At 66.6% G+C, this 13,298-nt stretch carries 7 protein-coding genes; 3 read left to right on the top strand and 4 right to left on the bottom strand.

The genetic code is table 11. The annotated features are described in order from the left end of the window. Window positions 1-32: 32 nt before the first annotated feature. The 3 genes from N1058_RS10615 to N1058_RS10605 all read right to left on the bottom strand — a co-directional run bounded on the left by N1058_RS10615 (window position 33) and on the right by N1058_RS10605 (window position 2,902). Window positions 33-1,157, bottom strand: coding sequence for an extracellular solute-binding protein (locus tag N1058_RS10615; RefSeq protein ID WP_265517478.1), 1,125 nt, complete (start codon window positions 1,155-1,157; stop codon window positions 33-35). Window positions 1,158-1,295: 138 nt separating this feature from the next. Further along, window positions 1,296-2,540: an RNA polymerase sigma factor gene (locus N1058_RS10610; protein WP_265517477.1), complete on the bottom strand. Its 1,245-nt coding sequence runs from the start codon at window positions 2,538-2,540 to the stop codon at window positions 1,296-1,298. Continuing rightward, window positions 2,537-2,902, bottom strand: coding sequence for a YciI family protein (locus tag N1058_RS10605; RefSeq protein WP_265517476.1), 366 nt, complete (start codon window positions 2,900-2,902; stop codon window positions 2,537-2,539). Before N1058_RS10605 ends, N1058_RS10610 begins: the two co-directional genes overlap by 4 nt. A gap of 169 nt (window positions 2,903-3,071) precedes the next feature. On the opposite strand from N1058_RS10605, the gene N1058_RS10600 reads away from it, so the two are divergent. The 3 genes from N1058_RS10600 to N1058_RS10590 all read left to right on the top strand — a co-directional run bounded on the left by N1058_RS10600 (window position 3,072) and on the right by N1058_RS10590 (window position 12,535). Beyond that, window positions 3,072-8,528 (top strand): alpha-2-macroglobulin family protein, encoded by a 5,457-nt coding sequence (locus tag N1058_RS10600; protein ID WP_420847969.1) that lies wholly within the window; start codon window positions 3,072-3,074, stop codon window positions 8,526-8,528. Window positions 8,529-8,575: 47 nt separating this feature from the next. Continuing rightward, window positions 8,576-10,636, top strand: a complete 2,061-nt coding sequence (gene pbpC / locus N1058_RS10595; RefSeq protein WP_265517475.1) for a penicillin-binding protein 1C — start codon at window positions 8,576-8,578, stop codon at window positions 10,634-10,636. A 234-nt stretch (window positions 10,637-10,870) separates the two neighbouring features. Continuing rightward, window positions 10,871-12,535: a Na/Pi cotransporter family protein gene (locus N1058_RS10590; RefSeq protein WP_265517474.1), complete on the top strand. Its 1,665-nt coding sequence runs from the start codon at window positions 10,871-10,873 to the stop codon at window positions 12,533-12,535. Window positions 12,536-12,538: 3 nt separating this feature from the next. Here N1058_RS10590 and N1058_RS10585 read toward each other — a convergent pair whose 3' ends face one another. Continuing rightward, on the bottom strand, window positions 12,539-13,288 hold the full coding sequence (locus tag N1058_RS10585; RefSeq protein WP_265517473.1) for a 5'/3'-nucleotidase SurE: 750 nt from the start codon (window positions 13,286-13,288) through the stop codon (window positions 12,539-12,541). Between the last annotated feature and the right edge of the window lie 10 nt (window positions 13,289-13,298).

Genomic DNA, 13,298 nt, shown 5'->3' with positions numbered 1-13,298 from the left:
CGTGCCAGCGTCCGCCCTCCTAAGAAAAAGCCTCAGGCCGAAAGGAAACGGTCCTGATACTCGTTGCGCTTGGCAACGAACCAGCTCTCCTGGATCGGCCACCACCACAGCTTCTCCAGCGCATCGCCCGGATAGGCGGCGGCGAAGAAGGCCTTGGCCTCGTCGGAGATGAGTTCCTCGGCGCCCACGGCGGTCGAGTTGATCGAGGTGGCGTTGGTGTACATGGCGCCGGCTTCCGGCGTCAGGAACCAGTTGATGAAGGCGTAGGCCTGCTCGATATTCTCGGCGCCGGAGGGGATGGCGACACCTTCCATCCACGCCAGCGCTCCTTCCTTGGGAGCAATGAAGCCGATGGGCAGGCCTTCCTTGGCGAGCGATGCGGCGGTCGAATCCCAGGTCTGGCCGATGGCGCAGCCATTGACCCGGAAAGCGCCCTGCGCCTCGTTCTCATTGTTCCAGAATTGCACGATGTTGGCCTTGCGCGCGATCGCCTCCTGGAGGATGACGTCGTAGACCTTGGTCATGTTCTCTTCGGACTTGAAGGCGTCGGCCATCGGCAAAGGCAGCTTGCCCTCGCCTTGCAGCCAGAGGCCGAGGCCGACCAGCCCGGAATGGGCGCGGACCGTGGCCTTGCCTTCCATCTCCGGCTTCCAGATATCGCCATAGGAGGCCGTGCCGTATTCCAGCGGTGCCTGCTGCTTGTCGAAGGTCAGCGCCTCGGTGCCCCAATCGGTTGGGACCTGATAGCGCTTGCCGTCGATGACGGCGCCGAGATTGGCGGAGTTATTCCAGGCGCTCGGCAGGCACTTCTCGATGTCGACCTTGGACTCGTCGATGGGCTGGACCAGGCCGAACTCGACGTAGTTGGGCACACGGTCGACCGTCGGCCAGATGATGTCGAAGCCGGCGCCACTGTTGGCGCGAAGCTGGTTCAAGAGCTCGTCATTGGTGCCGTAGGGCGTGAAGTTGGCCTTGACGCCGGTAGCGCTCTCGAAGGCCGAAAGCATCTCGTCGTTGAGATAGCCGGCCCAGGCGAAGATGTTGACGGAACCTGAAGACCCCTGCGCGTAGCTGCGCGAAATGAAAGGTGCGGCGAGCGTGAGCCCGGCCACCGAGCCTGCGCCCTTCATGAAGGTACGCCGTTTAACGATTGTCATTTGATACTCCCCTGTTTCCGTTGCCTGACGCGCAGCGGTTAAGCATCACATGTTACATGACGATGAACATGCGGCAATTAAAATGCGCCGGCTATCGCTTGTGCCCTTTTGTCCCTGCGGAGGTTGCTGCAGGGCGCGCTATTCACCCCTGGCGGAAAGCTGGGCCAGCCGCGCCTTGAGGAACCGCCGCTCGGCCGGTTGGCGCGCAAGCTGGAGCGCGCGGCCATAGGAGGCTTTCGCCGCCTCGTGGCGGCCCAGCCTGCGCTGCATGTCCGCCAGCGCGGCGTGGGCAAGGTGATAGCCGTCAAGGCCGCCCCGTTCCATCGCCGCGCCAACGGCCTCCAGCCCCGCCTCGGGTCCGTCGCGCATGCCGAGCGCCGCCGCGCGATTGAGCGCGGCGACAGGCGAAGGCTCGATACGGACCAGCACGTCGTAAAGGGCGACGATCTGCGACCAGTCGGTTTGCGCCACTGCCGGCGCTTCAGCATGAACGGCGGCGATCGCCGCTTGAAGGATGTACGGGCCGACCCGCCGCGAGGCCATGCCCCGTTCGATCAGGTTCCGGGCCTCGGCGATCAGGCGGCGGTCCCACAGAGACCTGTCCTGATCCTCGAGCAGAACGAGGTCGCCGGCCGCATCGACACGGGCGGTCCGCCGGGCTTCGTGCAGCAGCATGAGAGCAAGCAGACCCAGCGCCTCGGTCTCGGCAAGCAGCCCGACCAGCAGCCGGCCCAGCCGGATTGCTTCTGCCGAAAGGTCCGCCCGCGTCAGGCTTGGTCCCTCGGTCGCTGCATAGCCCTCGTTGAAGATCAGATAGATCACCCGCAGAACACTATCGAGCCGCGCCGGCAGTTCCGCCCTGGCCGGGACCTCGTAAGGCAGCGCCTCGTCGCGGATCCTTGCCTTTGCCCGGACGATACGCTGGGCGATGGTGGGCGCGCGGGTCAGATAGGCGCGCGCGATCTCTTCCGTCGTCAATCCGCCGACTTCACGCAAGGTCAAGGCGATGCGGGCATCGGGGGCAAGCGCCGGATGGCAGCAGGTGAAGATGAGCCGCAGTTCGTCGTCCCGGATATCCTCGGACACGGCCAGTTCCGGCTCGCTCTCGGCCAGAACCTTCAAGTCCGGCAAGGCCGCTGCCAGCCGCGCCTGCCGCCGCCAGCGGTCGACCATCTTGAAACGGCCGGCCGACACGAGCCAGGCATAGGGATTTTGCGGAACGCCGTCGCGCGGCCACCGGTCGGCAGCGGCGGCAAAGGCCTCGTGCAAGGCCTCCTCCGCCGCCTCGAACCCGCCCAGAAGGCGGATCAGCGTCGCGAGCACGCGCCGCTTCTCGGTGCGGTAGGCCGCTTCGAGGGCGGCGCGGGCTTGCGCCTCGCTCACAGTTGCGGAGGGGGTGTGCTGAAATCGACCACTGGCCGCACTTCGACGGCCCCTATCCGCGCCAGCGGGTGACCGGCGGCGAGCCTTGCGGCCTCGTTGAGATCGGGCGCCTCGATTATGATGATGCCGCCAAGCATCTCCTTGGTCTCCATGAATGGACCGTCGACCGCCGACATCTTGCCATCGCGCACCTGCGCGGTCATTGCGGATTCGGGCAGTTCCAGCGCCTCGGCCGTGACGAAATGGCCGCTCTCCTTCAATACCTCGTCATAATTGGCGCACTCGGAAAGAGCCGCATTGGCCTCGGGGCTTCCGCCGAACAGCTTCTTGGGATCGTAATAGATGAGACAAGCGTAGCGCATTTCCAGGTTCCTTCTGTTGGTGTCTTGAACGCCCCTTGTCGTTCGGCACTGCCCGGATTCGACAAGCTAGAATATTTTTCTGCCCTTTGTCGAAATGGGCGCGCCGTTGACACGCACCGGTAAAGCTGGGCCAATATCCATGGAGCATAGGTAGTGGCAGGAGAGCGACATGATGCGCCGGGTTTCCCTTGTTCTCTTCATTCTTTGCAGCCTCGCCGTCACAGCCTCCGCGCAGGATGCAAGGCGCATCGTCACCACTCCCGACAGCGACTATTTCGGCTTCGACCTGCGCAGCGAGCAGGATGTCTCGCTCGACCAATGCTCGGCTGCCTGCCTTGGCGATCCGCAATGCCGCGCCTTCACCTACAATGCCAAAGCCCAATGGTGCTTCCTCAAGTCGGATTTCAGCAGGCTCGATCGCTTCGAGGGCGCCATCGCCGGCAAGGTGGTGACGGCCGGTGCCGGCCCGGACATCGGCGCGCCGCCGCCGCTTGCCTTCGTGCCCTCGCATATACTGCAGGAGGCCGACGCCTACCGGGGCGAAGTGCTGGGCAACGCGCCTTCCGGCGATACCGGGCTGGTCGCCCTCACATCGGCCGCCGGCCAGGCGCTAACCGCCTATGACGGGTCCAACGCGATGGCCAATTTCGAGGCCGCCATTGCCATCGAGCCGCAGGATGCGGCGCTATGGACGGGCCTCGCCCGGGCGGCAACGATTGCCCAACCGGACCGGAACCGGAGCGGCTATGTCCTGCAGCGCGCCGGCACAAGCGCCGGCGTGATCGCCTATCGGCTCTCGCGCACCGCCTACGACCGCGCTGATGCGCTCGCGGCCCTTGCCGCCGCTTTGGAGAAACGCACCCTTTTTCGGCCCGCCATCAGCACCTACGAGGCGAGCCTGGCGCTTCGCTCTTCGCCCGAGGTTCAAGCCCTTTATGCCGAACTGAAGCGCACCAAGGGCTTCCGGGTCGTCGACCATTCCGTCGATTCCGACAGCGCGACGCCGCGCGTCTGCGTCCAGTTCTCCGAGGAGCTCGTCAAGAGCGGCGTCGACTACTCCCAATACTTGACCGTCGACAACGGCCGCGCCGCGGCCATCGACAGGAGCGATCAGGAGCTCTGCGTCAGCGGCTTGCGGCACGGTGAGCAGTACCGCATCGTGGTCCGCCAGGGCCTTCCGGCGGCGATTGGCGAAGTGATCGCCGAACCTGTCCCGCTCGAAATCTACATACGGGACCGGTCGCCTGCACTGCGTTTCACCGGCGAGAATTTCGTCCTGCCCACGAGCGCCCGGCGCGGCATTCCGCTCGTCTCGGTCAACGCGTCGAGCGCGGAACTGTCGCTCTATCGCGTGGGCGACAGGTCGCTGGCGCGGCTCGTGGCGGAATCGACATTCCTGAGCCAGCTCAACCAGTATGAGATCGAGCAGGTCGCCAGCGACCTGGGCGAGGAAATCTGGACGGGAACGATCGAAATCGATCCCGAACGGAACAAGGACGTCGTCACCAGCATCCCCGTCGACGAGATCGTGCCGGAACGCAAGCCCGGCATCTACATGCTGGCCACCCTCCCCGAGGGCGACCGCAGCCAGAGCTGGGACAGCCGCGCCACCCAGTGGTTCCTGGTCTCGGACATCGGCCTGTCCACCTTTGCAGGCGGCGACGGTCTGTCGGTTTTCGCCCGCTCGCTCGCCACCGCCCGGCCGATGGCCGACCTGCGACTGAAGCTGCTCGCCCGCAACAATGAAGTGCTCGGCGAGGCGACGACGGACGCCGAGGGCCACGTCCGGTTCGCGCCGGGCCTTGCGCGCGCCGATGGCGGGCTCTCGCCGGCGGCCATCATCGCCGAGAACGGCAATGGTTTCGTCTTCCTCGACATGACGCGCGCCGGCTTCGATCTTTCCGACCGCGGCGTCACGGGGCGGCAATCGCCGGGGCCCATCGACGCCTTTGCCTGGACCGAGCGTGGCATCTATCGCGCCGGCGAAACCGTGCACGCGGCCACGCTCCTGCGCGATCCCTCGGTGGACGCGGTCGAGAACCTGCCGCTTACCTTCATCTTCCAGCGGCCCGACGGCGTCGAGGACCGCCGCATCGTCTCGAAGGGCGCGGGGCTGGGCGGCCATGCCGTCGATCTGGCGCTTCCTGAAAACGCCATGCTGGGCATCTGGTCCCTTCGGGTCCACACCGATCCCAAGCAGGCGCCGATAGCCGAGAAGGTGTTCCTGGTCGAGGATTTCGTCCCCGACCGCACCGAGTTCGAGCTGACCGCGGATCGCGACACGGTTCCGGTGGGCTCGTCTGTCGAGGTCACGCTCGACGGCCGCTATCTCTACGGCGCACCGGCGGACGGCCTGGCGCTCGAGGGACAACTGACCATCGGCACGACACGCACATGGGAGCGGTTTCCCGGCTATGTGTTCGGCCTGCAGGACGAGGACGAAGCCGAAACCGTGCGTGTGCCGCTGGCGGGCCTGCCCGACACGGATCCCGACGGCAAAGCCGCCTTCGACGTTTCCATCGACAGCGTGCCGTCGACGACGCGGCTGCTCACCGCCAATATCAGCGTACAGATGCGCGAGGCCGGCGGACGCGCTGTCGAGCGCGCCATAGACATCGGCATCGAGCCGGAAGCCGAATTCATCGGCCTGAGACCCGGATTTTCGGCCGCACAGGTGCAGGAAGGCGGCACTGCCGGCTTCCGCGTCATCGCGGCGGACGCCTCGGGCGAGCGCATCGCAATGCCGGGGCTGAAATGGTCGCTCCTGCGGGTCCAGCGGAACTACCAGTGGTACCGGAGCGAAGGTTCGTGGCGCTATGAGCCTATCGTCTCGACGAGCCTTGTCCAGGAAGGCACGGTCGACGCATCGCCCGGTTCCGAACCGCAGATCAGCATCCCCGTCGACTGGGGCCGCTACCGGCTCGAGATCGCCGGCGCTGAACCGGGCGGACCGGTCTCCAGCATCGAGTTCGATGCCGGCTGGTATGTCGAGGCGCTCTCGACCGAGACGCCGGACGGCCTCGAAATCGCGCTCGACCGCGAATCCTACAGGGTCGGCGACACCGCGAAGCTGAAGATTTCGCCGCGTTTTGCCGGCGAAGCACTGATAACGCTCGGCGTCGAGAACCTGAACCGCACCTTCACCGCCACCGTGCCGGCCGAGGGCACGACGATCGACATTCCCGTAACGGAAGATCTGGGTGCCGGTGCCTATGTGACAGCGACGCTGTTCCGCCCCGGCGAGGCGGCCGATAACCGCCTGCCGATGCGGGCGATCGGCGTGCGCTGGCTCAAGGTCGATCCCGGTGCGCGCAAACTTTCGGTTGCGCTTGAAACGGCGGAGAAGGTGCGGCCCGGCGAACGGCTCGCGGTTCCCGTCTCCGTCGGCGGGCTTGCCGCCGGCGAGGAGGCCTATGTCACGGTCGCGGCGGTCGATGTCGGCATTCTCAATCTCACGCGCTACGAGCCGCCCGCGCCGGCCGACTGGTATTTCGGCCAGCGCATGCTCGGGCTCGAGCTGCGCGACATATATGGCCGGCTGATCGACGGCTCCCTCGGCGCGGTCGGCCGCTTGCGCACCGGCGGCGACGGCGGCGGCATGACGGCGGCCGGAAGCGCGCCGACGGAAAAGCTGCTCGCCTTCTTCTCCGGCATCGTCCGGCTCGACGATGAGGGCAAGGCCGAAATCGGCTTCGACCTTCCGCAGTTCAACGGCAGCGCCCGCATCATGGCCGTTGCCTGGTCGAGGAGCGGGGTCGGAAGCGCGGCGAAGGATGTCGTCATCCGCGATCCGCTCGTGCTGACGACGAGCCTGCCGCGCTTCATGGCGCCCGGCGATGAAGCGCGCCTGCTCGTCGAGATCGCCAATACGGACGGCCCCGCCGGCCAATACACGCTGACGGCCGAAGGCAGCGGAGCGGTCGCACTCGATGCGCGCACGGCGCCGGAAAGCATCGACCTTGCCGCCGGCGGGCGGACCAGCATATCGCTTCCGGTATCGGCCGGACAGCCCGGCGCGGGCAGCCTCAGGATCGCGCTCGCCCATCCATCCGGCCTTGCCGTCGAAAAATCCGTCGCCCTGCCCGTGCGGCCCGGCGTCGCCCCGGTCACTATCCGGCAATCCGTGCCGCTCGCGGCCAATGGCGGCAGCCTGAGGATCGATGGCGGCCTGCTCGCCGACAGCTTCGCCGAGGGCGCTTCGGTCTCGGTCAATGTCTCGCGCGCGGAGGCCTTCGACATTCCCGCGCTCCTGATGTCGCTCGACCGCTATCCCTATGGCTGCGCCGAGCAGACGACCAGCCGCGCGCTTCCCCTGCTCTATGTCAGCGAACTGTCGAAGGCGGCGGGTCTCAAGGACGATCCCGCCATCAAGGGCCGTATAGAGGAAGCGATTACGCGCGTCCTGTCCTACCAGTCTTCTTCGGGAAGTTTCGGGCTATGGGGCCCCGGCTCGGGCGATCTGTGGCTCGATGCCTATGTCACCGACTTCCTGACCCGGGCGCGGGAACAGGGTTTCGCCGTGCCCGAGCAAGCCATGACGCAAGCACTGCAGAACCTGCAGAACGCCATGGCCTACGACGTCGACATCGCGGCCAATGGCGGTGAAATCGCCTACGCGCTCTATGTGCTGGCGCGCAACCGCAAGGCCTCGGCCGGCGACCTGCGTTATTACGCCGACACCCGCATGGACGAGTTCGCCAGCCCGCTCGCGCGCGCCCAGCTTGCCGCCGCGCTCGGGCTCTACGGCGATGCCGAACGCGCCGAAAGAAGCTTCGGCTCCGCCTTCCGTCTGGCCCAGTCCATGCCGGTGCGCGCCACTGCGCGGGCCGATTATGGCTCGGCCCTGCGCGACGGGGCGGCCATGCTGGCGCTTGCCGCCGAAACGCGGCCCGAACCCGCGCTCATTCCGCAGATGACCAGCTACGTCTCGGATGTCAGGGGGCGCACGCGCCATATGAGCACGCAGGACGAAGCCTGGATGCTGCTCGCCGCCCGCGCGCTGGGCGAAGCCGGCGACAGCATAGCGCTGACCGTCGACGGCGTCGCTCATTCGGGCGCTTTCGCCCGCCGCCTGTCCGGCACGGAGGTAGCCGCCGCACCCTTCACCATCGCCAATGCCGGCGCTGAGCCGATCAACGCCGTCGTCACCACCGTCGCAGCACCCCAGCAGCCGCTTCCTGCCGGGGGAGAAGGCTTCACCATCGAGCGCCGCTACTACCGGCTGGACGGGACGGAGATGAATGTCACGGAAGCCCGGCAGAACGAGCGCTACGTGGTGGTGCTGGACGTCACCGAGGCCAACGAATGGCCCTCGCGGGTGCTCGTCTCGGACCTGTTGCCGGCGGGCTTCGAGATCGACAATCCGAGGCTGGTCGACAGCGCGCAGCTGGAAAACTTTGAATGGATCGGTCAGACGGAGGTGGCCCACAGCGAGTTCCGCGACGACCGCTTCGTCGCCGCCTTCAACCGCGATGCCGGCAGCGACCGGACTTTCCGGCTGGCCTATGTGGTGCGGGCGGTGACGCCCGGCGTCTATACGCATCCCGCCGCCAGCGTCGAGGACATGTACCGGCCGGAATTTTCGGCGCGCACGGCAACCGGCTTCATGGAGATCACGGGCGAGTAGCGGTGGAAAGGTCCGGCAGAGCGCGAAGGTGGATACGGCGTAGCGTCTTGGGCGCAGCCGCGCTGGCGGTCCTGCTTGCGGCCGGCGCCTTCTTCACCCTCGACTGGCTGGACCGCGCCTTTCCGCCGCCGCTCGAAAGCGACGGCGGCCTTTCCGTCGAGGTGCTCGACCGCGACGGCGCGCTGCTGCGCGCCTATGCGGCAGCACAGGACGGACGCTGGCGGCTCAAGGCGGATGTCAGCAAGCTCGATCCGCAATTCCTGAAAATGCTCATAGCCTATGAGGACAAGCGTTTCCGGGCGCATTCCGGCGTCGATCCCATGGCGCTTGCCCGCGCAGCTATCCAGCTCGTCGCCAATGGCCGCATCGTTTCGGGCGGCTCCACCCTTTCCATGCAGCTCGCGCGCCTGCTCGAGCCGCGCAAGGAGCGCAGCTTTGCCGCGAAGTTCCGCCAGATCGCCCGCGCTCTGCAGATCGAAAGGCGGCTTTCCAAGGACGCCATTCTGGAACTCTACCTGACACTGGCGCCCTATGGCGGCAATCTGGAAGGCGTGCGGGCCGCAAGCCTTGCCTGGTTCGGCAAAGAGCCGCAAAGGCTGAGCCTGTCGCAAGCCGCGCTCCTCGTGGCCCTGCCGCAATCGCCGGAGGCACGCCGGCCCGACCGGCATCCGCAGACGGCAAAGTCGGCGCGCGACCGTGTGCTCGCCCGCATGGCCAGAGCCGGCATCATTCCCGAAAGCGAGGTGGAGCGTGCCGCGCGGCAACACGTGGCCTCGAGGCGGCTGCCGCTGCCGGCCTTCGCCGCGCATCTGGCCGACGCCACGATCCGCGCCGAACAGAACGCGCTTCATCATCGGCTCCTGCTGGACAGGGGCATCCAGGCCGCGCTCGAAGCGGTGGCGAAAGAAGGCGCGCGCCGCCTCGGCCCCCGCGTTTCGGTCGCCATGATGCTGGCCGATGCCCGTTCGGGCGAAGTGCTCGCGCGGGTGGGATCGGCCGATTATTTCGATCCGGCGCGCGCCGGCTGGATCGACATGAGCGTGGCGCAACGCTCCCCCGGATCGACGCTCAAGCCCTTCATATACGGACTTGCCATCGAAGACGGGCTGGTGATGCAGGAAACCATGATAGAGGACAGGCCAGCCGATTTTCATGGATACCGTCCGCGCAATTTCGACATGGACTATCAGGGCGACGTCAGCGTGCGCGATGCGCTGCAGATGTCGCTCAACGTGCCGGCGATCCGGCTGCTCGATGCGGTCGGGCCGGCCAGGCTCATGTCGCGGCTGAGAGCCGTTGGCGTGGTCCCCGTTCTGCCGCCGGGCGAAACGCCCGGGCTTGCGATCGGCCTCGGCGGCGCAGGACTGACGCTGGAAGGGCTGGTGCAGCTTTACGCCGGGCTGGCCAATCGCGGCAAGGCGCGACCCCTGCGCCACCACCCGGACGCGGAAGCCGCCAGCCCGGCAACGGTGCTGACGCCGCAGGCCGCGTGGCAGATCGCCGACATGCTTTCGGGCGTGGCGCCGCCCGAAGGCACCCCCCGTCTCGGCATCGCCTACAAGACCGGCACTTCCTACGGCTACCGCGACGCATGGGCGGTCGGTTACGACGGGCGTCACGTCCTGGGCGTGTGGGTCGGCAGGCCCGATGGGGGCTCGGTGCCGGGGCTGACCGGCTATCTCGCCGCCGCCCCAATCCTGTTCGAGGGCTTTTCCCGTTCCGGCGTCGGCGTCACGCCGTTTCCGCGCGCGCCCGCCGGGGCGGTGCGCCTTGCCGCTTCGGAAATGCCCGCCTCGCTTCGCCGGTTCGCTTCTTCGAGCGGCGCGCCCATTCCCGGCGCCCCGACCGAGCCTGCCCCCGAGATCGTTTTCCCGCCCGAGGGCGCCCGCATCGACCTCGGTTTCGCGCATGAAACAGACGCAGCGCCACTGGCCCTGAAGATCATCGGCGGGCGAGCACCGTTCCGCTGGTTGGCCAATGGCGAACCGCTGGCCGAGACGTTCCGCCGCCGCACCGCCTCATGGCAGCCCGACGGCGGCGGGGCTTCGACCCTCACGGTTATCGACGCGGCCGGCCGCACCGCGAGCGTCCGCGTCTTCCTGGAATGACGTCTGTCGAGGTTCAGGACGGGATTTCCGGAACCGGTGCGCTATGATTAGCTAGTTAATGGGACTAACTGGTTGGGCCTATCACCCAACCACCGAGAGACAGGCTGTCACGACGAGCAGGTGTTTGAACATTTGTCATTTCATAATTACTAATGTAACAGTAGTGCTCGGTGCAGGACCAGGCTGCCAGCGCCGTAAAGCGGCCTTCGCGGAGGTCGAGAGCAACGAGGTTCGATGAGCGGTTCCGTCTTCTTCCTGCATATGGCCGGCGCGGTGGCGCTGCTGCTCTGGGCCACCAGAATGGTGCGCACCGGCGTCGAACGCGCCTATGGCAATGTGTTGAGGCAGCGCCTGCGCCGAACGCTGGGCAACCCGGTGCTGGCGGCGCTGACGGGCCTTGCCATGGCGGTAGCCTTGCAAAGCTCCACCGCGGTCACGCTCCTCATCGGTTCCTTCGCGGGCCTCGGCATCGTCACCGGGCTGTCGGGCATCCTCGCGGTCCGCGGGGCAGAGGTCGGCTCCGCGCTCGTCGTGAAGGTGCTCAGTTTCGACCTCACGCTGCTGGTTCCGATCTGCCTGCTTGCCGGGACGGTGATCTTCCTGACCACGGAGCGGCGGCAGTGGCGGCAGTTCGGCCGCATACTCGTCGGCATCGGGCTGCTGATCCTGTCGCTCGAAATGATGAGCGAAGCAGCCGAGCCGCTGCGCCAGAGCACCATCGTTCCGCTGATCGTCGGCTATCTCTCCAGCGACCCGATCTCGGCCTTTTTGCTCGCCGCCGTCGTGACCTATGTGTTTCACTCCAGCATAGCGGCGGTGCTGCTTCTGACGACATTCGCCGCGCGTGGCATCGTTCCGCCCGAACTCGGCATCGTCATGGTGCTCGGCGTCAATCTCGGCTCCTCCTTCATCGCGCCGATGCTGACGCGCGGCTCGCCGCCGGCCTATCGCGTGGTTCCGCTCGGCAATCTGCTCATGCGCGGCCTCGGCTCGGTAGTGTTGCTGGCGGCTTTCGTGGTGTTCGATCCCTCGCTTGAGCGCCTGGGCGCCGATCCCGCCGACCGCATCATTCACGCGCATATCGCTTTCAACATCCTGATCCTTCTGGCCGGCATCCCCCTGTCGCGGCTGGTGCTCAAGGCGACAGAGGCCATAGTGGCTTTGCAGGCCGGCCCGAAGGAAGAGGAGCCGGCGGCCATCCGGGAAACGAGCGCGCTCGACGACGGCGCCCTCACAAATCCGCAGCAGGCGCTCGCCAATGTCACCCGCGAGGCCGTGCGCATGTGCGAAACCATCGAATTCATGCTCTGCCGCATCCTCGAACTGTACGAGAAGGCCGACCGCAGGGCGATCGACGCGCTGGCCACCATGGACGATACGGTCGACCGGCGCCATGCCGCGATCAAGCTCTATCTCGCCCGCATCACCGAGCGGGGCATGTCGGACGAAGAGGCCCGCCGCTGCCAGGAATTGCTCGGCGTCTGCGTCAAGCTGGAGCAGGTGGGCGATATCATCGTGCGCAACATGCTCGCGCATGTGGAGAAGAAGATGGAGCGCGGGGTGGAGTTCACCCCGGAAGGCTGGCGCGAGCTCTCCGGTTTCCATGGGTCCGTGCTGGCCAATGCGCGCCTCGCCTTCAACCTGTTGGTGACGCGGGACGCGGCAACCGCGCGTGAACTGGTGATGGAAAAGGACCGGCTGCGCGAAGTGGAAAAGGAAACGAGCAGACGACATTTCGAACGGCTGCGCCAGGGCTCGGAACAAAGTGTCGAAACCAGCTCAATCCACCTCGACACGATCCGCGACCTCAAGCAGATCAACTCGCTCCTGGCCACCCTCGCCTACCCCGTTCTCGAAGAACAGGGCCTCCTGAGCGGCTCGCGGCTGAAGGCAGTTTGAACGCTACTGCACCGTGCCCAGACCATCCACGAATGCGCCGTCGAGCGGTGTTTCGCCGAACCAGTTGAGCCGGTTCACGGTCGCGAAACCCTTGGCGATCATGCTGTTCTCGTCGCCTTCGCGCGTGCTGTGCGCACGGCCGCGCGGCACTACCAGCTCCACCAGATTGCCGTCATCCTTCACGACCGTGGCAGTACGGGCGATCTTGTCGCGGCCGATCCTCGGTTGGGTAAAGGAGGCCGGCAGGCGCGTCGGAAGGTTGACGCTCAGCCAATGTCCCTCGATTGCCCAGCCGGCGCGGCCTTGCCACAGCCCCCCGATCAACCGCGCCAGCCAGTCGGCGTCGCCATCCCGGACATCGGGCTCCTTGACGCGCGAGAAGCCGATAGCCGGCAGGCCCCAGAAGGTCGCCTCGCGTGCCACGCCCAGTGTTCCCGAATAAGCAAGATCCTCGCCGACATTGCGCCCGTCATTGACACCGGCGATCACAAGATCCGGCTTAGCGCCATCGCGGAACAGCCAGGTCATTGCCGTCACGACACAATCGGCGGGCGTGCCCGAGCAGGAGAAGCGGCGACCGCCGAGGCGGTACACGGTCAGCGGCCGGGCGACGGTCAGGGAGGTTCCGGCGGCGGTGCGCTTGCCATCCGGCGCGACCACCCAGACATCGTCGCTCAGTTTCGCCGCCGCCTCGGCCGCCAGGGCAAGCCCCGGAGCCTCGATTCCGTCGTCATTTGAAACCAGGATGCGCATGATCGCTCTC

This window comes from Nitratireductor luteus, assembly GCF_026162365.1.
Taxonomy (GTDB): Bacteria; Pseudomonadota; Alphaproteobacteria; order Rhizobiales; family Rhizobiaceae; genus Chelativorans; species Chelativorans luteus.
Note: the sequence above shows the minus strand (reverse complement) of the source record. Positions and strands in the feature narration are given on the sequence as shown.